At 55.0% G+C, this 21,389-nt stretch carries 18 protein-coding genes, 2 tRNA genes and 1 pseudogene; 14 read left to right on the plus strand and 7 right to left on the minus strand.

Annotated features, from left to right (window positions below):
* Nucleotides 1-849 precede the first annotated feature (849 nt).
* Nucleotides 850-1,215, plus strand: coding sequence for a hypothetical protein (locus X733_RS1000000170935; RefSeq protein ID WP_245274476.1), 366 nt, complete (start codon nucleotides 850-852; stop codon nucleotides 1,213-1,215).
* 731 nt (nucleotides 1,216-1,946) lie between these two features.
* Here the strand turns inward: X733_RS1000000170935 and X733_RS144780 are convergent.
* The 3 genes from X733_RS144780 to X733_RS144765 form a co-directional block, all read right to left on the minus strand.
* Entirely contained in the window at nucleotides 1,947-2,297 is a 351-nt protein-coding gene (locus X733_RS144780) for a hypothetical protein (protein WP_155924248.1), read from the minus strand.
* A gap of 454 nt (nucleotides 2,298-2,751) precedes the next feature.
* Nucleotides 2,752-3,003, minus strand: coding sequence for a hypothetical protein (locus tag X733_RS144775; RefSeq protein WP_023819398.1), 252 nt, complete (start codon nucleotides 3,001-3,003; stop codon nucleotides 2,752-2,754).
* 420 nt (nucleotides 3,004-3,423) lie between these two features.
* Nucleotides 3,424-3,885, minus strand: a complete 462-nt coding sequence (locus tag X733_RS144765; protein ID WP_023819400.1) for a MucR family transcriptional regulator — start codon at nucleotides 3,883-3,885, stop codon at nucleotides 3,424-3,426.
* A gap of 270 nt (nucleotides 3,886-4,155) precedes the next feature.
* Between X733_RS144765 and X733_RS144760 the strand changes: the two genes are divergently transcribed.
* The 3 genes from X733_RS144760 (at nucleotide 4,156) to X733_RS1000000167275 (ending at nucleotide 6,089) form a co-directional block, all read left to right on the plus strand.
* Nucleotides 4,156-4,905 carry a Crp/Fnr family transcriptional regulator gene (locus X733_RS144760; RefSeq protein WP_023819401.1) on the plus strand — a complete coding sequence of 250 codons (750 nt, stop codon included), beginning with the start codon at nucleotides 4,156-4,158 and terminating at the stop codon, nucleotides 4,903-4,905.
* A 366-nt stretch (nucleotides 4,906-5,271) separates the two neighbouring features.
* A complete protein-coding gene (locus tag X733_RS01000000166450) occupies nucleotides 5,272-5,874 on the plus strand; it encodes a hypothetical protein (RefSeq protein WP_023819402.1) in 603 nt (200 codons plus the stop codon).
* On the plus strand, nucleotides 5,871-6,089 hold the full coding sequence (locus tag X733_RS1000000167275; protein ID WP_023750620.1) for an ATP-binding protein: 219 nt from the start codon (nucleotides 5,871-5,873) through the stop codon (nucleotides 6,087-6,089). Before X733_RS01000000166450 ends, X733_RS1000000167275 begins: the two co-directional genes overlap by 4 nt.
* A 751-nt stretch (nucleotides 6,090-6,840) precedes the next feature.
* On the opposite strand, the gene X733_RS144755 is transcribed toward X733_RS1000000167275, so the two are convergent.
* The 3 genes from X733_RS144755 to X733_RS1000000169710 all read right to left on the minus strand — a co-directional run bounded on the left by X733_RS144755 (nucleotide 6,841) and on the right by X733_RS1000000169710 (nucleotide 9,246).
* Nucleotides 6,841-7,140 carry a DUF1236 domain-containing protein gene (locus X733_RS144755; protein WP_023819403.1) on the minus strand — a complete coding sequence of 100 codons (300 nt, stop codon included), beginning with the start codon at nucleotides 7,138-7,140 and terminating at the stop codon, nucleotides 6,841-6,843.
* Nucleotides 7,141-8,376: 1,236 nt separating this feature from the next.
* Nucleotides 8,377-8,661: a hypothetical protein gene (locus X733_RS144740; protein WP_023819405.1), complete on the minus strand. Its 285-nt coding sequence runs from the start codon at nucleotides 8,659-8,661 to the stop codon at nucleotides 8,377-8,379.
* 408 nt (nucleotides 8,662-9,069) lie between these two features.
* On the minus strand, nucleotides 9,070-9,246 hold the full coding sequence (locus tag X733_RS1000000169710) for a hypothetical protein (RefSeq protein ID WP_023708898.1): 177 nt from the start codon (nucleotides 9,244-9,246) through the stop codon (nucleotides 9,070-9,072).
* Nucleotides 9,247-9,991: 745 nt separating this feature from the next.
* Here X733_RS1000000169710 and X733_RS144735 point away from each other — a divergent pair.
* Nucleotides 9,992-10,189 (plus strand): annotated as a pseudogene (locus X733_RS144735) (adenylate/guanylate cyclase domain-containing protein); the annotation flags it as partial.
* Between the two features lie 275 nt (nucleotides 10,190-10,464).
* Nucleotides 10,465-11,415 (plus strand): hypothetical protein, encoded by a 951-nt coding sequence (locus X733_RS144730; RefSeq protein WP_155924249.1) that lies wholly within the window; start codon nucleotides 10,465-10,467, stop codon nucleotides 11,413-11,415.
* 45 nt (nucleotides 11,416-11,460) lie between these two features.
* Here the strand turns inward: X733_RS144730 and X733_RS144725 are convergent.
* Nucleotides 11,461-11,537 (minus strand) — tRNA-Asp (locus X733_RS144725).
* A gap of 218 nt (nucleotides 11,538-11,755) precedes the next feature.
* Here X733_RS144725 and X733_RS144720 point away from each other — a divergent pair.
* The 8 genes from X733_RS144720 (at nucleotide 11,756) to X733_RS0135285 (ending at nucleotide 21,255) form a co-directional block, all read left to right on the plus strand.
* Nucleotides 11,756-11,831, plus strand: a tRNA-Val gene (locus tag X733_RS144720).
* Nucleotides 11,832-12,259: 428 nt separating this feature from the next.
* The gene (locus X733_RS144715) at nucleotides 12,260-13,273 is read left to right on the plus strand and encodes a hypothetical protein (RefSeq protein WP_155924250.1); all 1,014 of its coding nucleotides are present in this window, start codon (nucleotides 12,260-12,262) and stop codon (nucleotides 13,271-13,273) included.
* 417 nt (nucleotides 13,274-13,690) lie between these two features.
* Complete coding sequence (locus X733_RS1000000169715) at nucleotides 13,691-14,113, plus strand: hypothetical protein (RefSeq protein ID WP_155924251.1); 423 nt, start codon at nucleotides 13,691-13,693, stop codon at nucleotides 14,111-14,113.
* Complete coding sequence (locus X733_RS1000000169720; protein WP_155924252.1) at nucleotides 14,110-15,801, plus strand: hypothetical protein; 1,692 nt, start codon at nucleotides 14,110-14,112, stop codon at nucleotides 15,799-15,801. Before X733_RS1000000169715 ends, X733_RS1000000169720 begins: the two co-directional genes overlap by 4 nt.
* 391 nt (nucleotides 15,802-16,192) lie before the next feature.
* On the plus strand, nucleotides 16,193-16,804 hold the full coding sequence (locus X733_RS08325; protein ID WP_023819410.1) for a recombinase family protein: 612 nt from the start codon (nucleotides 16,193-16,195) through the stop codon (nucleotides 16,802-16,804).
* A gap of 47 nt (nucleotides 16,805-16,851) precedes the next feature.
* On the plus strand, nucleotides 16,852-18,123 hold the full coding sequence (locus X733_RS1000000168475) for a metallophosphoesterase (RefSeq protein WP_081740712.1): 1,272 nt from the start codon (nucleotides 16,852-16,854) through the stop codon (nucleotides 18,121-18,123).
* A 554-nt stretch (nucleotides 18,124-18,677) separates the two neighbouring features.
* Complete coding sequence (locus tag X733_RS144705) at nucleotides 18,678-20,234, plus strand: hypothetical protein (protein WP_155924253.1); 1,557 nt, start codon at nucleotides 18,678-18,680, stop codon at nucleotides 20,232-20,234.
* Nucleotides 20,227-21,255: a hypothetical protein gene (locus X733_RS0135285; RefSeq protein WP_031193691.1), complete on the plus strand. Its 1,029-nt coding sequence runs from the start codon at nucleotides 20,227-20,229 to the stop codon at nucleotides 21,253-21,255. The genes X733_RS144705 and X733_RS0135285 overlap by 8 nt, the downstream gene beginning before the upstream one ends.
* Nucleotides 21,256-21,389: the final 134 nt, after the last annotated feature.

A 21,389-nucleotide genomic window follows, 5' to 3' on the forward strand; every position in this document is an offset into this window, starting at 1 on the left:
TTAAACTCTAGTGCGTCACTCTTTGCATGCCAGCGACAGCAGCTGGAATTAGTGTCGGAGGCGTCGGCGGGGTATCCGTCGGCAGCGGAGGCGCCAGCGCTAATGTGGGCGGCAACAGCGGCGCTACGGCTAGCGTATCCCTAGGCAGTTCTGGGGCAAATGCCGCAGCCTCCGTCGGCGGCACTGGCAGAGCGACTGCTTCCATTGGCACCGGCCGCGCCAATGTCGGTGTCGTCACCGGGGTCGGTACCGACGTAAATGTCGGCGTTGGAACCAATCCAGCCGCCAACCCCAGCAACCCGACCGCTTCGAGCAACCCNGGGGTATCCGTCGGCAGCGGAGGCGCCAGCGCTAATGTGGGCGGCAACAGCGGCGCTACGGCTAGCGTGTCCCTAGGCGGTTCTGGGGCAAATGCCGCAGCCTCCGTCGGCGACACTGGCGGAGCGACTGCTTCCATCGGAACCGGCAGCGCCAATGTCGGTGTCGTCACCGGGGTTGGTACCGACGTAAATGTCGGCGTTGGAACCAATCCAGCCGCCAACCCCAGCAACCCGACCGCTTCGAGCAACCCGAATCTGGCTAGCGTTGTCGGCGATATGTCGAACGCCCAGGTCACTCGGATGAAGAAGCGCTGCGTCGAAGTGCTTAGCAACGAAGACACCTANGTTGTCGGCGATATGTCGAACGCCCAGGTCACTCGGATGAAGAAGCGCTGCGTCGAAGTGCTTAGCAACGAAGATACCTATGATCGTGAGCTGCGCCGGCTCTGCTTGCTGATCTCGCGCCGCTAACCAGCGACCCCTTTCCGACCTGTCGGGGCTGTCGACATGACACTCTCCAGTTCCGACAGTGGAAGCCCGTCCGCCGAAAGGTTGGGCGGGCTTTTACAGTCAGCGTCCTTCCGCAGCAGACAATCGCGTTGGCATCAGCGACCTGGCCGAGCAAGCGATGGAAGACCGCGCGGACAAGCTGGGCATATCCTGCGCAGAGGAAGTCGGCAGCGTGTACGCGGCGATTCTCGGTGCTATCGTGCACCGCGATGCCGCTTGGCTGACTGACCGAGGCCGCGCTATATCGCGCCCGGCGGGCGTATTCAGTTCAGCGAGCCTCTGCCGGGGGGAAGCCAAGACCATCTTTCACTTGCTCGACAAGGCCGGACTTGAAGGCAAGGTGTCGAAGCGCAAGGACAGCAAATACCGTCGACCAACTGGCTGAAGGCCAAGTGCTTTGCGAACGACGAGTTCGATCTGCTCGGCGTCGAGCGTGAAGCGGGCAAGCCGGCGTTCGCTGAGGATGACACAAATCGCCGTGCCTAAGAAAGATCAGGAGCGCGCCACCTACGCCTGGATGTACGGCGCCCAAGCGTGCAAGGATGGCAAGGAGCGTGAGGTGCCATTACTGGCAGGAACATGCCGACGGGTGGCTGCAGGGTTTTGACGGTGTGCCGATGGCTGGTTTTGGATAGACCAAGACCGTCAACGACGAGATGGAAGCCGAGGTCGACGAAGCCTCCGTCGAGCGGCCCGACGAATAGCCATTTTGCCATGTGCCGTATGTTCGTTTTTGATTGAAGAAAGGGTTTCGTTGGGCCTATAACGATTGCGTTTACCATTGCCTTTTTGGGAGGATGCGATGGTTGCAACGCCCATAGATATCGCTCAAGCGGCCACTGCGACTACGGCCACCTTGCTGAAGTGGCAGAAGTCCATGGAGGAACGCGCCACGTTTCGCCAGAAATGGATCAATCGCGCAGGGCGATTCANCGCTCAAGCGGCCACTGCGACTACGGCCACCTTGCTGAAGTGGCAGAAGTCCATGGAGGAACGCGCCACGTTTCGCCAGAACATGGATCAATCGCGCAGGGCGATCCAAGCCTCACGCGATCTGCTGAAGCGCCTTCGTCAACGTCATCGCGACCACGATAGCGGCGCGGATGCGCTAAAGGATTAGCCGCCAGGGCAGATGTGAGACGGAGGTCCGGGAACGGATTGGGGCCACGTGCGGCACCTAATGTCGCGATGGTGATGGCCGATGATGTGCTTGAACAGGAGATTGCCCATCTCCTGCATTGCCGTCATATCCGGGTAAGCCGCTAAAACGGAGCCTTCACCACCGACGCTGCCGAGCAGCGGGATAAACACGAAGCTGTCATCCCGAAACTTGCTTATGGTGGTGATCGTGAAATCGTAGTCGGGATAGGCCTCATCAAGCAGGGCGCTGATCTCGGCGAGGAATTCAGGCGTCTCGAACTGTGCGCCGATCGGCGGCACCACAATCATGTCTTTGCATACTTGCATCTCGCGCCTTCCCAAGCCGTCTCATCGTGAGCGGCTGTTCCGCCAAGGTCAAATCACGTCTTCCCTGCCGATGATCTGGAGTCAGCAAAGTTATTCACACGTCGACAAGATGGTTAGAATTGTCGCGGTTCGGTTAAGACCTCGATCATGAGGCGTGGCGCATCGTGTTGTTGGGTCTACATATTGCCTTCCTGACCCTACCCGGTAGCTCAAGCCCGTTGCCGTAATTGGCAACGGGTTTTTTTACGTCTTCATCTGGCACAGTTGATCTAATGGTATGGAACCGCGACGACAACCAAGCAATTCTGCCTTAAGCGGTCGATTCCTCGGATGTAGCCGTGACTACGAAAACCCGCTGTTGCGCGCGCGGCGGGGTTTCTTGGCATCAAGACGCTACCCCGCCCTCAGGCCCGTTGCTTAATTGCGGCGGCCTTTACAGGTCCGGCGCCGCTATCTACTGCTGAATAGGTGGAGTCACGAGACCCGGAAAGGGCAACACGTTGCCGCCCGTCCCCCGCCGGCGGCGCAGTTCAATCTCGCGATAGACCAGGGTGCCCATCACCATTTCCGCGCTGGCGATTTCCGATCTCGATGGCAACGACTTGAGCAATTGGTGCAGTTGTCGCGTTTCCATGGTCGCAATGTGGGCGGCAATGGCTTCGATGCTATCGCCCAAATTCGCCAGTAACCCTGCGGATATCTGCATCGCGCTACTCTACAGCCGGGAAAACGTGTTGAGATGCAGACGCGACCTTTGGCCTTCTGCAAAGGCCAAAGCATAGGATTCGAGCTTGAATGATCGGGTGAGTTCCTGGTCTTCCTCGACCACGCGAAAAAACCCCTCGCCACAGGCTTCGCCAACTTCGACACAAGGGCGTGCTTTGCGAATTGGAATGATGTCAGCCAGGGCGTTGCCTCCCAGCAATCAGGCCAAACGGGATTGTAACGTCGTAAGCGGTCTTCAACAAGAAGAGTTTGGGCAGCAATACGAAACTGAAGTGTGGGCCACAAATGGCCGGCGCCGTGGGTTGGGGAACCTGGGTGGGCACCGGCCAAGAGCGGACAGGTCCGCCGCGATGCATACATCGTCGATTGGTGCGCGGTGGTAATGGTGTGATCGCGGAAGCTACGCTTTAGCCTTAGCCGCCGGCCTTGCCTTGCCCGTTACAGTTGCCGTGGGCTGCGGTGCCTTCCTACCCAGACCGATCGACTTCGCCATGGCAGACCGTGAGGCCGCATAGTTGGGAGCGACCATCGGATAAGTGGATGGCAAGTTCCACTTTGTTCGATACGCGTCAGGAGTGAGACCGAAATCCACGCGCAGATGTCGCCGAAGGGTTTTGAACCGCTTACCATCTTCAAGACAGATGATGTAATCGGGAAATACTGACTTCTTTGGATTTACCGCAGGCACTGGTTCTTCGGTCGCGGCAGCCACGCGATGGCCAATCCCAGGCAGCGACGCGTGCACTGAGGCTATCAGGTCCGCCAAACCCGCGACCGGCACGGGATTGTTGCTGACGTACGCCGATACCACATCCGCCGTGAGTTCTACCAGTTCAGGGGCGTGGTCGGGGGCGTCGGTCATGGTGTGAGTCCTCGAATTTGAGAACGATCTATTATAGCTGCTGCCGCAGCTGCGCAACTCGAGGCCCGATGATGGGCCGCTTCCCTCGTAAGCACCAATCCTGTTGAGCCTGTGTTTGCCGATGGAGGAAAGGACGATCCGAAGCAGTGCCAGACTTATCACAGGTTAAGTCGGTCCGGTGTTTATGATATAAGGTCGGGCATCATTCGCGTTCTGCTGGCCGCGGGTGACTGAGAGACCATAGCGCTCCCGCCCAAACGGAGAGCCGACATGCTTTATCAAAGCCCGTTAACCGCCAAGTTCCATCGTGCCTTCACCCTCACGTCAAGTGAGCGTCAAGCTCTCGACGCGGTAAGAATAAGGATCGTTGCGATTGGCGCAAACCAGAACTTGGTTCGGGAAGGCGACCAGCCGTCCCGGTGCATAATGGTCCTGGCTGGCTTAGCCAGCACCTCGAAGGTAACAGGAGACGGGAAGCGTCAGGTCACTGCTTATCATGTGCCTGGCGACATGCCCGATCTGTTGAGCCTGCACCTCGATCTGTTGGATAGCGACGTTCGAACGGTGAGCGCTTGCAGTGTTGGCTTCATAGATCACTCGGCTATCCGGCTGCTCTGCGAACGCCACCCCAGGCTGGCGGCAAATCTTTGGCGAACGACACTGGTTGATGCATCGATTTTCCGCGAATGGGTGGTCAATGTCGGGAAGCGCCAAGCGCTTGGCCGAGTGGCCCACCTTCTCTGTGAAATCATGCTACGTATGGAAGACGCCGGACTCGCGTCCGATCAAACCTGCGCTTTTGCTGTGACTCAAGCTGACCTTGGCGAGGCGACAGGGCTGTCGGCAGTCCACATCAACCGCACGCTCAAGTCTCTTCGGGAGAAGCGCCTTACATCACTTGTGAATGGCCAATTGACCATCCATGATTGGGAAGGACTGGCCTTTCTTGCTGAGTTCCGGCACGATTACCTGCACTCAGCAAGGACCAATAAAACGGCCGAGTTCATGTCAATGCACTGATTGCTCCAGGGGAAAATCGCCAGAAATGCGGATTGGCTCCAAGGGTAGCCGGACCACTTGTTGGCCTTCGCTGACCATCAGCGGTGCGATCGCCCCCCAAACATGTTTTGCCATGGTGGCGCGGCGGAAATGATCAGCAGGTTGATACCAAGCCTGTCTGGCTTGCTTCTTTTTGATGCGGCAGGCGGGGCCGCCTTGCCCCAGGCCAAACGCAGGTCCCAAACGAACCCGGCCTCACTTGGTGCACGCTCCTTTTACCGCGCGGTCAATGCTTTGATGGCGCGTCGAAGCGTTAGCGCAAGGGGTTCACTTGCGCGCAGAGTGCATTCGAATGCTTGCCGGCCCACATGGGCGTTGACTATCCGTATGGCCGTCTGGGTCGTGGAGGTTAACTGGGACGGGACACCTGCTCTCCTTGCCAGCCTTCGGGACGTTTCCTCGCAGCGTGCGCAGGAGGAACGTCGACGTCAATCCCAGAAGCTCGAAGCAATTGGCCGCCTCGCAGCCGGCATAGTTCACGATATCAACAATCTGATAGCAGCGTTCGACTCGGGCCTGCGGCTCCTGCAAAAGCAACTCGCCGAAAATCCCGGCGATCCGAAATCAGCCATCCTGATCGACGAACTGCTCAAACGAACACAGAACGGCGGGGCACTTACGCAGCAATTGCTTGCGTTTTCTCGGCGCCAGTCGCTTACGCCCGAAGGCATTGATCTGAACGGACGGATCGAACAGCTTTCGATGCTGCTGGAACGAACGCTCGGGAGTGCAATCAAAATTGAACGCAACTTGGACGCGGCGCTTGGCCCTGTTCTGATCGACCCCAACCAGCTCGATGTCGCCATGCTCAATCTGGCGGTGAACGCCAAGGACGCCATGGCCGGCGTGGGAACGCTCAGGTCGAGACTAGCGATGTCGCTGACGACATCGACGACGTGCATTCACTGGCGGGTTCGTGCGTTCGTATGACCGTGCGCGATGCCGGTTGCGGCATGAACAAGGAGATTCTGGCGCAGGTCTTCGAGCCGTTCTTCACCACCAAACCCGATGGACGCGGGACTGGACTTGGACTTAGCCAGGTTTATGGCTTCGTCCAACAATCCGGCGGGCACATTCGGATCGAGAGCGAAGCTGGTGAAGGAACAAGCGTCCATCTTTTTCTGCCGCGTGTGCAGAAGCAGTAACCAAGCTCTGCCGGTATCGCTTTGCATTGGGTATGGCGGAAGTGACGTGGCCAGTCCGCCAAAGCAATCCCGTAGAGCGACATAATGGGTGGTTAGCGGCCGCTTTAGAGATCGGGTGCAGAGGGTACAGGGGCTTTTCCCCTTTATCCTTTTTTCTCCCGGCCGCGCCACCGTCTATTATCGGCGGCTAGGCCGCTATCACCTTCTGAGCGGGTTAGCGATGGAGTGCCTTGGACGGTGAAAACGATTCCGGCATCCTCAAACGCTTTGCGGATGGCGGCGATGTTGTGGGGACGCGGTTTCCTCTATCCGTTCTCAAAAGCGCTGATCACCGTCTCGCTAAGATTGGCCTTGGCGGCAAGTCGCACACGCGGCCAGTTCAATAGGGCTCGTGCTGCTCTGACTTGATCTGCTGAGAGTACGGTTCGGCTGTCCATAGCCAGTCGAACATTTAGTATCGCTAAACTGTTCCTCTTGACCTTCTGCGATTTCTAACGGTGTGAGGCCGGCTTGTCGCAAGCCGTCATCGATTATGGCTGCAACCTTTCGGACGGTTGTTACCTCGGCTCCAACAAAACGTGCTGCCTGCATTCTTGCTTGGAGATCAGCCAAGCGGGCAACCAGGGCTTGCGTCCTCTCGAGTTCAGGGTTCGTCATGTTCAGTATCCAGCTGAGTGGCAATTTGAATGAGTAGCGTTTGAATGCACACACTCGCCACCCAAGGGTGGCGAGTGTGGGTTCGTTCGAAATCTCAGTCGTAGACCTTGACAATCTTGCGGGTGCCCGGATCGACCAGGACCGTGCGGTTGTCGACCACCACGTAACGGTATTTGACGTTCGGGACCTCGTGGATCTCCACAGTTTCCGGCAGAGCTGTCCCGACGTTCAATTCCACGCCGGGAAGGTTCACCGAAGCCAAGGGCTGCTTCTTGACATACTCACGGATGACCGTGTCCTGTTCCGGCTGGATGATAATGTCGTCAGCGGCGGCGGAGCCGATCCCCGCCAAGAGCAACATGGCTGCGGCGGTGTTCACAATGTGCATCTTCATATCTTCTCTCCTGCAAGGACCGGCACACGACGATCATCGTCCCGCACTGCCCGGCAACCAACTTTGAACCGGGGTAAACGTTCCCGCCTACGCACCTTTGTCTAATCCGATTGGCCTAAAGTCCGAACCGTACAACGCAATGGTCTTACCTTTGGACTAGGCGGAACGGATTAGGGCTTCAGGTTGTTGGTTCTCCACAACGGGAGAGAACAAATGGATCAAAGTGTTGGCCAGGCGCGATGGTTGCTCGCACCGATTTTTGCAACAGCCGTTACCTTTCTGGTAATGGCGGTCGTCCTTAGCTGACATGTCTTGGATCGGCGCAGCCAGGTCCCTTCCTGCGCTGATAGGATTCGCGAGTTGCTTGAGCGGCTGGCGAATCCTCTATTTTACCGTGCGCTGGGCCTGCTCCTTCAGCAGGCGGGGCGCTTCGTTCAGCTCATGTAAGTTGGGAGGTTTACTATGCATCGGCGATCCTTTTTGACAGCGATGTTTGGCGTTGCAGGGGCAGCAGCCTTTGCAAGCGCGGTCCGGCCTATCAACGCATTGGCCGGTGTTCCAGCGGCCAAAAGTGGCATTCTCGAAGAACTCGACGCGCCAGACGCCTTCGACAACGAAGGTACTCACGCGGAAGTGGAGCCGGTCAACCATCGGCGCTACTACGACCAAGATTACGACCCAGACTACGACCCAGATTACTACCACCGGCGCCGCCGCCGGCGGGGCTGGAGAAGAGTCTGCCGTAGTTACTGGCGACACGGGCGCCGTCGGGTCCGGTGCTATCGCCGACGTGGTCCTTCGGTCGTCTTGCGATTTTAGCTAGTCGGCTGCTCTGCCCATGGCCCGTTCCGGCTGACGTGCTGAGAACGGGCCGGTACGATTCCTTTTTCGTGGCAAACGCAATCCATCTGAGGGCACTCATCAGCAGCGCCGATGGACCTGACTTACAGCTTGGTGGTGTCGCTGTGGTGCGCCAGGAGCGGTCTGACGATCCCTCTTGTGCAGCCCTTCGGCTGCCGCCAGCCTGGGAAAGCTTTTCGGAACGTTTGGTTCTGGCCGTTAGGCCACGGGGCCAAGCTCAGCCATCAGGACACCCCGCAAGCGATGAGCAGCGGGGCCTGGTAAGGCCCGGCGACCTCCTTTTGACATACGGGGAGAAACCAAGAAGGGCGCCGAGCCTTACCGGCGCTGCTTTGAGGCAGACGACGCCGGACGAGATGAGAGTAGGCGATCATGCTAATTTCTGCGAACCATGCGAATGAGGGAAATCCGTGTGCGATTCTTCGCTATCCAGCCACGAACCTCTGCCTTTCGGACATGGCGGTCCGTCGCTCGATCGATGATGAAGAACGCCTGATGTAGCTGCTCGACTTCGTAGAGCCCGACCCGGATCTCGAACCCTGTCTGGCCAGTGGCATCGAAGTCACCGGGACCAATGACAGGGAAGGCGACGACGATGGCGAAGCGGACGACGAGCGCGAAGCCAACGATGCCGATTATGGCTTCATAGAGGGAGGGCAAAGCCTATAATTGTCCGGTCGAGAATGAATAGCCCGCTGCCTCACGGTGGACTGGCTTCAGTTTTTGTGCGGCACGATGTAGCGACTGCTCACCGCACCCGCCCCTGTGCCCCGCGTGACGACAATCGTGCTATACCCGGCTGGAACGGAACCTGTAGCGGAGGGGTCGATCGAACTGCATCGCCCGACGATCTCCCCGTTGGGAGCGCCCTCGAGCCTCACGGCTAACGCCAACTGGCATGTGTCAAGGGATCCGAACATGGCCGGTGATGTATCGAGTGGCTTGCAGACTCCCTGGGCGGGACTGCAAGAAAGCAAAATCATCACAGCTGCAGTTGCCGGATCCATTCGTGAAGCTCCGTTGTTCGACGAGCCTCAACGCAGAATAGCGAGCTTTGTTTCGTCGGTGCTAAAATACGAGTTTTCTGGTCTGGCTCACGGTGGCGGGCTTTTCATTGTCACAGCTTTCGCCTCTCAATTGTCCCGATCCCGAACGGTAAAACAGCCATCCGACGAGACACACCGAGGGGATTGCGATGGCCAGAAGGATGCCGCCGGCAATGTTCACCATCAACATGAAATCCATCGGACCTCTCCCTCTTATATGCCGACAGTCGGAAACTCGTGAAATCAACATGGGTGAACAGGTTGCGAACATGCTGCTACGGTTTTTGCAGAGCCAAGAGATGAGACGAGACGGACCAGCACGACAGGGACTAGCTCTCGTCGCAACAAATTGACACACAAGGACTCGACGGAGTCGAACGGCAAGGGCAGGGACGCCATCAAGCGAATTTCAAAACCGGTGCCTTGGCCGACGGGCAATCGCTGATAACATCAAGGTATGCCCTGAGGCGACGTTACAAGGCAGTGTACTTGGGTGCAGCCGGCCGCAGGCGGCCGAACTCTCGCCTTCCAGAGGTTCTGGAGTGCGCCGACCGACCCCGTCGTGCTCGTCAATGTGTAGGTTTGCAGTGTGGTGTTCCTTCAAGGTCAATCAGCAGCTTATGCATGGAGGACCACGGCAAGCGGCGTTTTATTCCCGGACAGCGCAAATTCTGTCTCGACAATGTGATTGGTCCGGGCGCCTCGTTTTTTAACGCTCTTTGGCCCGCAACATCGGCCGTCCAGTTCGGGAATATCGGGACCTTTCAAGAATTCGGATATTGTGAGAGCAGCGACGCGTCGTGCGACGAAGGGGAAACAACTTCGCAGTCTCGTGCGACAGCGAGGCGCCTGGCTCAGCGTCTGCTTGCCGGCATCCTGTGTGGGGCGGGAGCGCGGGGGGCAGTCCAGGCGACCGGCAGGCAACGCTCGCGTCTGTCCATCGCGGTGATGGGAGCCTCGTCGAGTTCAGCAGCGTTGTGGAAGCAGTCCGCTGCGCGCGTCAGAACGCTATTGCTAAGCGCAATGCCGGGGTGCCCGATGATCGTCGCATTGAGTTCCGGATTGGCATTCACCTGGGTGACGTCGTGCAGGAGCGCGATGACGACCTGATGGGTAATGGCGTCAACATCGCCGAGGGTATCCGGGTTGCCCGGGCGTAGCGGCTTCGAAGCCGCCGATTATAAGTATTCTCGCCCTGTGGCGGCCGATTCTGCGATTAAGAATTGGACGAATAGGCATGGGGGAGAAAGGCCGTTATTCTAAGCCTCATCCACCCTCGATGCGGGAAATAACGAGATCATGGAGTAGGAAAATCTCATGCTATACGGCGGAGGTGCTTACAAGGGCGAGATTCACACCCGCCCAACGATAAGGCGCCCATCCCCTCCCGATGGACGGTGGATAGAGTTTTGGTGCCATGAGCCAAACCCACACATTACAACCGTCATCTATCCGCTTCCCGGTACAACCACGGCTGGTGCCGGCGATCAAGGCGGCGTACTTCGCCGACCTGCCGCCAGCCGACATCACGCTCGAGTTGCTCGACGACTGGTATGGCCGTCTGCTTCGGGTCAAAGGTGTCGACATCGCCTACCGCGCCGTAAAGACGTGGCGTTCGCTCTATAATTTCATGGCCGGCATGAAGCTATGCCCGCCCGGCTCCGACCCATCGCAGGCGATCCGCCGCCAGACGCCACCACCGCGCCACCAGACCTGGACGGCAGGCGAGGCGGTGCGCATGGTCAAGGGCGCCTGGCGCGCCGGCTACCGCGGACTGGCCTGCATCATCGCCGTTGCGTGGGACACGAGCTTCTCACCCGTCGACGTGCGCACGCTCACACCGGCGCAGGCAATGCAGACAGCACAGGAATGGGGTTTTCTGATTGCACGCAGCAAGAGTGGCGAGGCGGCTTTCGGCACGCTGTCGTCACGCACGCAGCGCCTGGTGCTGGCCTATGTCGAATCACTAGGCGTCACCCTGCTTGACGATGCGCCGATCTTTCGCTCGCGCGGTTTCGCGCCGGGCCCGAAGGGCGGCCGGCCGCGCGCCGGCGTGCCTTACACGAAGGATTCTCTGGTCGACGACTTTGCCGATCTGCGCACGCTGGTGTTCGGGACATCGGAGAAGCGGCGGCTGATGGACATGCGGCGTTCCGGCGCGGTCGAGGCGAATGCCGGAGGCGCGTCGGTCGAGGCAATCTCGGCCAAGATGGGCAATTCGATCGACGGGAACAAGGCGCTGCAGAAGACCTATATGCCGGTCAATCTGGCCGCCGTCCGCTCAGCTGATGCCAGCCGCCGAAAGGGCAGAAAGCTGCTTGGCCTGGAACGGAACGAATACAGAAAGTTGAAACTCTCCGGAGAATGAGAGTTGAAACTTTTCAAGGGGCGGTAGCTAACCCCTTGAAATTAATGGCGCGAGTGACGGGGCTCGAACCCGCGACCTCCGGCGTGACAGGCCGGCACTCTAACCAACTGAGCTACACCCGCGCATCGGACGAGCACGTGTCAGCCGTGTTCGTCGTTGGGGGGGTGGATAAGGGGTTCGCCACCGGGTGTCAAGCGTAGCTGGACAGCATAAACGCAAACAGGAGAAGGTTTTTTGACAGGCGGCACTTTGCCCGCGAAAACCAGTATGCGGCTAAGCTCGCAGCTGTTCATTTGGCCTTGCGAAGCCGGTTCCGACCGCTTAAAGGTCCGGCCGGAGCGGGCGATTAGCTCAGTTGGTAGAGCGCTTCGTTTACACCGAAGATGTCGGCGGTTCGAGCCCGTCATCGCCCACCACTCCAATCATAAAGAAATAGCGCTCTTCCGCTCCCAAAACGCTGATAAATCAGTTGCTTGCGCAATCTAAGACGTTTGTGGTCGCACGTCAAACAAGTTTGACTTACTGAGCTAATCGCCCGCTAAATTCCGGCCCAAATTGCTGTCCGTTGTGACACCAGTGTGACAGGAATCAGAAACGAAGCTGATTTTTTTCGACAGATCACGACGTCTTTCAGCTACGGAGGGTGGCCGTTGACCCCCAAGTTTGGTCATTAGACACTTGGTGCGTTTGAGCCTTGGGGCGACTAGGGGTGGATCGGCCCGAGCCAGGCAGAGGGACTCCCGAAAAGCTTCAACACAATCGGCACAGAACGTGCGACAAATTCCTCTGCAATCTCGGGTGGCGCACAGGGGGGAAAATGCATACATCAAGATCGGCGATCGTTTTGACGGCACTGCTCACTGTGTCGCCCGCTCGCTCTGATAATCTGTATTCATACTTCTCCAAAACAGACGACCGTGCGGGAGCCTCGATAGAAATAAGCCCTTGCGTAGGGGAAATCGTTCCCGAGTGCGTCTCTCACGGTCTGTGGTGCGAAAGAGCAACGGGAGGTGAACCATCGATCGCGGTAATTTTGAGCCACTTTGAAACGGCAGTTTCGACCGTCATTGACGGCATAAGCGGTCAAGGAAAGATTGAACTTAAGGTATCCAACCGAGCTATCCCGTTGACTGTCAGGTCGGTTCGAGCCGATCCCTACGGTATGGATGGTGGCTGGATAGCGACCATTAGCTTAGACTCTGTTGACGACTTGCTTGACACGTTCACCGAGAAGAACAGCGAGGGCGCGTCCTTGATAATTGCCGGAAAGCGCTTGCCTTTGGCCCCCCAACACGGAGATGGCAAGAAGCTCGTTGCATGGAAAGACGCCTGCATAGGCCTTGAAGCAGAGCCTTTGCCCCACGCTGCCCCAAAGCCTGGTTCCATTCCGGTCACTGCGAAGCCAGATTGCCCGTTCAACTCTCAACTTTTTCGATCCCAGTTATACGAGGATGCGAACCCGGATTCCTATCAAGAACTCCAATTCGTTGAGGGGGAGGCTAACGGGAAAGTTCGCCTAACAGAGCGTCGAGATGGCACGCCAAGGTGGACCGCGCAGGGGGAGTTTACGTGCTCGAATGGATTCTCGATCTGCCGGATAGAGTTTCCTTTGATGTTGCACGGCCCTGTTCAGTTGCCCTACGAGACGGTCGGGGGCAAGCAATCGGGGCCGGAACTTGTTGTGATACCTGAGCTTAGTCAGGATGTTTATCAACAGGAGCAAAGCGGTGATCTGAATGGAAAGAGCCATAGGGGACTAGTGGCGGACCTGCTGAACGGCTTCGCTCCCTCCGAAGATGAAATAGTCGCGCCCTACAATGTGTACCGCTACAAGGAGTGCGCCACGTCTCCCCATTAAGGCGCTGAAAACACGAATGGTCATTTGCGCCCCTTGAAGCTTGTAAACCCGTCGACCCTCTCCGAGTGGTGCCACGGCGCGGTAACCTGCTCCCTTGCACCAAACGCCGGGGAATGCCTGAGCGCGTTGTGGGACCGGTCTTTGAACGAGAGAGGGGCTCCCAGCCTTACCAGGTAGATGCCCCTGGCTAGAGCAGGCAGTCGCTTAAGCTAACCTGTTGACAAATAGCGATTTTCTTGATATAATTATGGTATAGAAGGCGGAATCTGCCCTCCTGACAATAGTACGTCCCCTTTTTGGTGGCGTTTATCTTTTTATGAAGATTGAGTCGGCTCAACCTATCGCCTGCGAGGCGCTGGGCAATTTTGGCTATTTAAGAAATGATCATTTTTAGAATTAGAAGGAACTAAATATAGAATGTATCACTATGTACTATCAAGTATTAAATTTATATTCAACAAAGAAATTTCCGATCAAGTTAATTTTCAAAACGGAGCGGTTTTAGAGCCGGATAGTGCCCTCGATTGTAATTCATACGCCGGATCGCCTGATCAGGCTGTAGGACCGGTAGACGGCCCTGACAACAGGGAGAGAAGCGATGCCTACCGCCATGTCGCATTTCATATCGACAAGACGTGGAGGGTTATCGTTTGTCCCGATGGGATTCAGTGGATCCTTCAAAAGCGAAAAGGAAATCTCGACGGCAGGCCAGCCTGGAATGCAGTGAGGTTTTGTAGGACAAAATCGGGGCTATGTGGTGCAATCAGGGACAAGGTTGGAGGTGTCTCTCCTGAAATCGAAGCCCAATTGGCTCAGCTACCGGATTGGGTTGAGTCATGATCTACACCGGCAATTCCCCTTGGCTTGATCGAACTTTGAAGCTCTCTTCATCGTTTGAGCCTTTCCTATCGTCTATGGCCGAAACCATCGCTAGAGAAGCGGGGAGGCGGCGAAAGGAGGACGCTGTACAGAACGTCAAGACGGCTCTCAGCGTGATATTAGCCAATCTCCTTCGATCGCACGCTCTGCATCCGTCTTATGGCGTTAGAATTGACCTTAGCAACGATGGCTATCCGAAAGGACCATTCAATCCCGGCCGTCTGGGCATCCGATCTGTTCGGAAAGCAGTGAACTATCTTGCCAGTTCCAATCTGCAACTGATCCATAAAAAAGGAGGAAATCGAGACAAGGTAAGGGGCATTCGATATTCAACAGAGATATGGCTATCAGATGCACTTAAGAACTTTCTCCTAGATCAAATACAAGGATATCACCCAATAACCAATAATACTAATAAATCATATCAATTACCCATTACTAGGAACACATTTGGAATAAACGATTATGTATCTAATTACGAACTCATATATGAGAAGATAAATCTCCCCGTAGTACGTCTGAGAAGAGGATCATCTAAAAGAGACGGGAGTTTCATAGATTTCGATCACAATGAAGAAACCAGGGCGATGGAGAGCCGCTTAGATCGATACAATTCCTTCATGTCAGCCAGCGCTAAAATCAATCTGTTTCTTACCGACAAACAGATGGTCGAACTGCAAAATTCAGGTGATCAAAGTTATGATGATTTTGGCCACTCTCACCCTGAAACCTCATCAGCCGATCTGGCTGCTCCGACGAGGCTCTACCGCGTCTTCAACGAAGGGAGGTTCGATCATGGTGGGCGATTCTATGGCGGATGGTGGCAAAGCATCCGCAAGGAGTACCGTCGGTTCATAACAATCAATGGCATGCCCACTGTGGAGGTGGATTTTTCGAGCATGCAGTTGGCCATGCTTTACGCGCAAGTGGGGCAACAGCTCGAGGGCGATGCGTACGCCATAGATGGCTGGGGACCCGAATTTCGTTCCCTAATCAAAACCACTACTCTCAAGATGATCAACGCTCGGGGTCGGATTGAACCTCCCCAAAAATCCGAGCTCCCGGAAGGGGTATCATGGGGAGACCTTCAGGAAGCGATCCTCGCGGGACATAAGCCTATTGCGGAATTCTTCGGCTCTGGAGAAGGTATTCGGCTTCAACGATCGGATTCTGACATAGCGGAAGACGTCATGACAGCGATGATTGACCAAGGGATTCCGGTGCTCCCGATCCACGACAGCTTCATCGTAGCAGAGGAGCATGTTGAAAAGCTGTCCGCAACGATGTTAGACGCCTATCAGAAGAGAATGAGAGGGAGGACGATATCCCTGAGGAATTCGCCAAGCCTCTTTGACGGCCTGCTGGCTGATCAGGTGCAGTTACGCCTCAACGACCGGCATAAAGCAGGCATGCGGCTCTTTCTGGCAAAGAGAGAGACACAGGATTACGAGGGATACCGGTTACGAGAGGAATTGCTCGATCGTGCCAGATCCGAAGGGACTGACACTCGGCAAGTCGATCAGACAAAAAGCACATCGAGTGCCCAATTTCCACCAACCGGTCCCAGGCAGCAAACATCATATTTTGAGATGAGAAGGTCCCTGATTCCAGCCAAACGCCTGTGGGACCGCTATATGAGCCGAAGGTAGGGAACTTAAGGCCTTCGTTCCACCGTCACACCGCTTTGTCTCACTCGGCGAATACCCCTTATCGAGCTTCAAGGTAAAAGTTTACAAGTTGTCGAAACTGGCGCCCGGGTCGTCTGTATATACGATATCGACACCCCCCGGGCTGTCACCTGCCCCCCCCGTACCCCATCTGTCGAATCTTGGTCAAAGGTTTACAACTTTGGGTGAGGGGGGTGCGCAGCGGCTTTGGGTATACGTCTGGGGATACGGGGCGTGTAAACCTTTCTCCCAGTGAAGTGTTCAAAAAACCCTTCCGGTTTCACGTTGCCTAAGTCCTTGATTTGCGCGGCCTTCAAAGAGTCAAAATCTGCGTTCAATAATGGAGTGATTAATGAACAGGGGGTGATGGAACATGCCTGTAAAGCAAGCAGCTCTATATCTTAGGGTCAGCACCAAGGACCAAACGACCGAGAACCAGCGCCTCGAATTAGTGAGAGTGGCCCATGCTAAAAACTGGCAGATAGTGAGCGTCTACCAGGATGAGGGTATGAGCGGCGCGAAAGGAAGAGACAGGCGACCGGCGTATGACCAAATGTTGAAGGACGCAGTTAGGGCTAAGTTCGATGTCCTGATGTCGTGGGACGTATCACGACTTGGGCGAAGTCTCACCGGGCTTATTGCGGCACTCGACGAACTGCATAGCCAGAATGTCGACCTGTATGTTCACCAGCAAGCTATCGACACGACAACGCCCGCCGGAAAGGCCATGTTTCAAATGACTGGCGTCTTTGCGGAATTTGAAAGATCAATGATAAGAGAACGCGTCATGGCAGGACTGGCGCGAGCCCAAGCCAAGGGAAAGAAGCTTGGCCGACCGCAGGTGGAAATTGACCAACACGGATTGAGACAGGACAGGCTCAGCGGGCTATCTGTGAGGGAATTAGCCGAAAAATATCGAATTTCTGTGGGTAAAGCACACGGACTGATCCAAAGTTCTCGCAAATCATCACAAGATAGCATGTGAAAGATATCGCTTAGTCTAGATAGAAATAGAGCCGCCTAAAGGCCCCCATGCTTCCACGCTTAAGGATCCTACAAATTGGAGACATTCACTTCCCCTCCTCGACTGAGGTGAAGGGCATTCTTGACGACAAGGATCCGGCCTTCCCTTCCGGATTAAAGAATATATTGACTAGCAGTCCACTTAAGAACGTCTTCAAGCGTATATATCAAATCCTAGCATCAGAGCCAGTTGATGCGGTTCTTTTTATGGGAGATTTCACTGACTACGGAAAGCTTCCGGGATTCGAGGCGTGCTGTAAATACATCTCCTCCGCTTTACAACTAGGAAAATCCAAAGCATTTGAAACAATGCCTACCGGTATCGTGCCTGGCAATCATGATATCGACCGATCTCTCGCTGGAAATGCAAGCACTGCCAAATTTATGACCTTGTCAAAGGCACTTGCTGCTCACGGATTGCCAAATATTCCTGTCAATTCGCCTACTCAAATAGATCTTCAACAAGCAGGGCTTGGATCAAGCGTGTATCTCCTTAACAGTTGCTGGGGGTGCGGCGAGAAGCTTTATATACCCACCGAATTCGGCGACGCTATTAACGCGGCAATTGATGCGGTAATCGGCGGTCCCGGTGGCGAGCGGGCGCTATCCGCATATTACAACCGTCAGTTGGACACCCCCGCTTTTTCAGACAACACTATCGCATCCGTAGTTGAGGCTGTCTCGAAATGCCCTGCTGACGACATGCCCATCATAGTTGCTCATCACAATCTGCTCCCTCAGAGACTCCCACGGCTTGCGCCCTATACGGAGCTTGTAAATAGCGGTGCCCTTAGAAGCTCATTAATGGAACTCGACCGCCCAGTTCTGTACCTGCACGGGCACATACACGAAGAGCCGGTGGAAACCCTTCACGCGCCCGGAAATGCCCCGCTGGTGATAGTGAGTGCGCCGTTGATAACCAAGGGTTTTAACGTGATCGAAATCGTGTTTGCGCCAGGTTCAGTGCCAATTGTCTGCAATGTTCTTCCATATCGCTTTGATGGCTCAGGGATTTTGCGAAAATTCGCTCAAATGAAAGTTCCGCTCACTGGAAAGAGGAGGCGGGGAACATTCCCAATAAAGAACGCTCTATATAGCAAACTTATAGAAAAGAGAACGAGTTACTGGTCAGAGATATCTGCGTTCTTTCCTGATACATTACAGAGACCATCCGATGATGAGTTGGTCCAACTTTTAGAGCTCCTGTTGGCAGAAGGCCTTGTGGAGATTGACAACTATGAGCTCCCATATCGAGCGTGGATAGCGAGGGCCGAGGTATAATGGATGGTGGCTCAAATCCGTTTAGACCAACCCGTTGGGAACACCACAGTGGGGGAACACCTCTGATCTGGTTTACCCCAACGGCAGAACTACTGTCGGAAGATAAATCAACGTACGTCCACGGCAGTCGAGGGAGTGGAAAGACTACGCTACTTCGCAGTGTATGCTGGGAAGATCTCCTTCACAACGACTCGCTAAACCTTCAGAGAAATCTCGGAGATTTTCGACACATAGGCATTTATATTAGGCTGCCAGATCACGTTGCGGCGTCATTGGGCGTAAACAACTGGGAGTCACTCTTTCCTCAATCTGCAGACTGGACTCATGAGTATCTCAGGTTTTTTTCACTCGCCGTTGAGTTAATTTGTATCGAGAAGGCCCTAACAGCGGCGCACACGTTGAGAATTGAGGGGCGTTTACAGCTCGAGGCTAGCCAAGAGTTGCTGCTAGTTACATCGGTAACAGACGAATTTCCGGCTCTTAGTAATTTCTCAGATCGCCCGCCCAAGACGTTTGCTGAGTTGAGCAGAGCGTGCCGTCAAATCGTACGGGCAATGAACGAGGCCTCCGGTCGGGGAACTCTTTCAACCGCAATTGAGTCGCTTCCCGTGCGTGAGCCCGCCGAACTGCTGACTTTCGTCGTGTCGAAACTCTCGGGCATTGCGAGATTGCGGAAGACCGTCGGGAGCGTGTCGCCCGGCTTCAAATTCTGCCTCGATGACTGTGAGGTGCTCAGCGAGATTCAAATCAAAGCCATCAATACGCTGGTTCGGAAGAGCCGCTTTCCAATTTCTTGGGTGATATGCTCCGTCGGTGAAGCATTCGATCTCTATGAGACGTTCATTCCACGACAACCGCTGACGGATGCAGACCGCCGAGTAATCTCACTTGACGACAGGGCGCCTGGGGAATTCTCCGACCTATGCCAAGCGGTTTCAAGTCTGCGGATCTTTTATACGATACCCGAGGAAAGCCGCCCTCAAGTCAGCCCTCGACAGATACAACGGTTTTTTTCTCTTCCCGAGCGCCTGGGCGTATCGAACGTCAACTCCATCATTGGCCAGATGATAAACCGCTCAACCAGCGGACTTGCCCTGCAGATTCAAGAGGCTGCCTACATCCTCCGGTATGAGATAAACAAAAAAGCCAAGAGATTTGCTGCGAAATACCCGGAGGACAGCCCCAATATTCCGTACTATGAGGCGTATCTTCTTTGGCATTGGGACGGATTGGAAGATTCGTTTAGTAGCAATGCCGATGCAGATGATATGTCGAGGATAAGTCGTCACACGCGCCTCATAAATCAGCCCAGCTTTCAGGCATGGATGCGGCGAAAGATGGTGGCAACTTTACTCCAGATAGCGGCACGCTTAGGCTTTCGTCGATTGCCGCTATCAGGTTCGAATATTGTGGTATCGCTCGCGGACGGATCAATTCGAGATTTCTTAGAGATCATGGGTGATATCTATGAGAAATATGCTTCTGACCGCTCTTCGGCGGGCGACGCGGGAACGTCAGTTGCTGAGAAGTTTGCAACTTCGCGGACGCGCATTTCTCTGAAAGTGCAATCCGATGGTATCTACTCATCAAGCGAGGCATTCTTCCGTGGGATCAGCATTCACGCCGACGCACGTCCGGATGCGGTTGCGCGTCTAATCGAAGGTCTAGGGGAGCTGACGCATGTCCTGCAAACCTCAGCAAATGATCCGGCAGTTCTAAGTGTCGCCGAGCGCGGTGTCTTCACAATTGACCCTGCAGTGGCGGAAGGGGTTGGAGACTTGGCTGGGGTGGCAACGGCGACGCTGTACAGAGCAGAGTTAGCCGGATATTTGCGCACGTCGACGGTTTCTCGGAAGGCCCAGACGTCGGAGAACATCGGTAAAATCCCTCTGGTCGGATATAGGCTGCACAAGCGCTTTGCGCCGTACTTCCATTTTTCATATCGAGGTGCGTATGAAATTGTGCGCATAAAAGAAGCGGCGATCGATAGCCTGTTGACCAATTTCGAAACCTCTCCGACTAACTGGGCAAAGAACTCGGCACTTCGGATTGCGGTTGCAAAGTCGGATCAACTGTCTTTATTTGACGAGACGAGGTTGATTGATGAATAATCAGGCCGCAATTGGCTTTTTGAACGTCAGCCAATCGGTTCTTGCCGACTCAGCGGAGCTGCATGCTTCTTATGACCTTTGTATCACGGCGATTGGATGGGAGCGTAGGTCAAACCACGCACTGAAGAATATGGTTGGGCGTTCTAGCAATACCAAGTTGCTCAAATTTTCTTCGACAGACGACTATTTCATAAGTAAGAAAAAGGAGAATGAGGAATCTGCTCTGGCAGTGCTTGGCAGTGGTTTCCAGATTGTTTATCTTAGCCGTTCGGTTGATTTCGCTGCTAACTTTATAGCTATTAACGAACTTATTTTGGACGCGGTGAGAGTTGCATCGAGGCCGATCTCGATCCTCATAGACATATCCTGCGTCCCGAAAAGATATTTCTTGTTTTTATTAGGGTTGGGCTTCAAGCGGGAAATTGTTGGTAGGATGGATATCCTATATAGTGAAGGAAAATACGCACCAGCGGATGTAATAAAAAATGGAACCCACGTCGATAAGGGGTTCGTCTCGGATGGAGAATGGACATCTGTCCAAATACCATACCTAGAAGACTCAGATTATTCTCCGGATTCTCGTGATCTTTTTGTGTCTGTTGGGGCGGAGGTTACGTTAGCTATGCCGACTGTGGAGAGATTTGAGCCTACAGCTCTAAGGTTGTACAAAGTATCTGATTCTGACAAACGATTTCCTGAGAATTACTTGTCTTCCGAAGAGCCAGCGCTTGCTGCGCTTGCCGCGTTACCGAGATCCAGCTCGGTGGCGTTTGCTCTTGATGATATTATCGGAATGTCGCGAGACATACTCGACAACAGGACGCGCCATACTACGTGCCTGGCAATAGGACCAAAACCTCATGCCCTAGCACTTGGCATAGCTGCGCTTGCCGATGACCGTATCCAAGTCGTGTGCCGGACACCGAAGGCCTACGTTCCCAGCGATGTGTCCGCTGCTGGGCCGATTTTGCGGTTTACAATCGAGGATCGCTTCGATCCACTTTCGTGTTGGCCGACCTAAACTATCATCCTTCTCGACTTCTCGTCGCTTGTCAGACTCCCTTCAGAGCGAATGTTAAAACGAGGCGGGTTTGGCGAGGATTGCGTGTAGCCAAGAAAGATCGTAGACTGCGTTAAGCTGCTGAATTTATTCAT

Origin of the sequence: Mesorhizobium sp. L2C066B000 (assembly GCF_000502335.1) — a bacterium.
GTDB lineage: Bacteria > Pseudomonadota > Alphaproteobacteria > Rhizobiales > Rhizobiaceae > Mesorhizobium.

What these genes read in the sequence shown, in the direction of transcription:
- X733_RS144705 (WP_155924253.1), top strand. Translation starts at nt 18,678, where the DNA reads ATGAACGAGGCCTCCGGTCGGGGAACTCTTTCAACCGCAATTGAGTCG.
- X733_RS144760 (WP_023819401.1), top strand. Translation starts at nt 4,156, where the DNA reads ATGCTTTATCAAAGCCCGTTAACCGCCAAGTTCCATCGTGCCTTCACC.
- X733_RS1000000168475 (WP_081740712.1), top strand. Translation starts at nt 16,852, where the DNA reads ATGCTTCCACGCTTAAGGATCCTACAAATTGGAGACATTCACTTCCCC.
- X733_RS144780 (WP_155924248.1), bottom strand. Translation starts at nt 2,297, where the DNA reads ATGCAAGTATGCAAAGACATGATTGTGGTGCCGCCGATCGGCGCACAG.
- X733_RS0135285 (WP_031193691.1), top strand. Translation starts at nt 20,227, where the DNA reads ATGAATAATCAGGCCGCAATTGGCTTTTTGAACGTCAGCCAATCGGTT.
- X733_RS08325 (WP_023819410.1), top strand. Translation starts at nt 16,193, where the DNA reads ATGCCTGTAAAGCAAGCAGCTCTATATCTTAGGGTCAGCACCAAGGAC.
- X733_RS144755 (WP_023819403.1), bottom strand. Translation starts at nt 7,140, where the DNA reads ATGAAGATGCACATTGTGAACACCGCCGCAGCCATGTTGCTCTTGGCG.
- X733_RS1000000167275 (WP_023750620.1), top strand. Translation starts at nt 5,871, where the DNA reads ATGACCGTGCGCGATGCCGGTTGCGGCATGAACAAGGAGATTCTGGCG.
- X733_RS1000000169720 (WP_155924252.1), top strand. Translation starts at nt 14,110, where the DNA reads ATGATCTACACCGGCAATTCCCCTTGGCTTGATCGAACTTTGAAGCTC.
- X733_RS144765 (WP_023819400.1), bottom strand. Translation starts at nt 3,885, where the DNA reads ATGACCGACGCCCCCGACCACGCCCCTGAACTGGTAGAACTCACGGCG.
- X733_RS01000000166450 (WP_023819402.1), top strand. Translation starts at nt 5,272, where the DNA reads ATGGCCGTCTGGGTCGTGGAGGTTAACTGGGACGGGACACCTGCTCTC.
- X733_RS144730 (WP_155924249.1), top strand. Translation starts at nt 10,465, where the DNA reads ATGAGCCAAACCCACACATTACAACCGTCATCTATCCGCTTCCCGGTA.
- X733_RS144775 (WP_023819398.1), bottom strand. Translation starts at nt 3,003, where the DNA reads ATGCAGATATCCGCAGGGTTACTGGCGAATTTGGGCGATAGCATCGAA.
- X733_RS1000000169710 (WP_023708898.1), bottom strand. Translation starts at nt 9,246, where the DNA reads ATGGATTTCATGTTGATGGTGAACATTGCCGGCGGCATCCTTCTGGCC.
- X733_RS1000000169715 (WP_155924251.1), top strand. Translation starts at nt 13,691, where the DNA reads ATGTATCACTATGTACTATCAAGTATTAAATTTATATTCAACAAAGAA.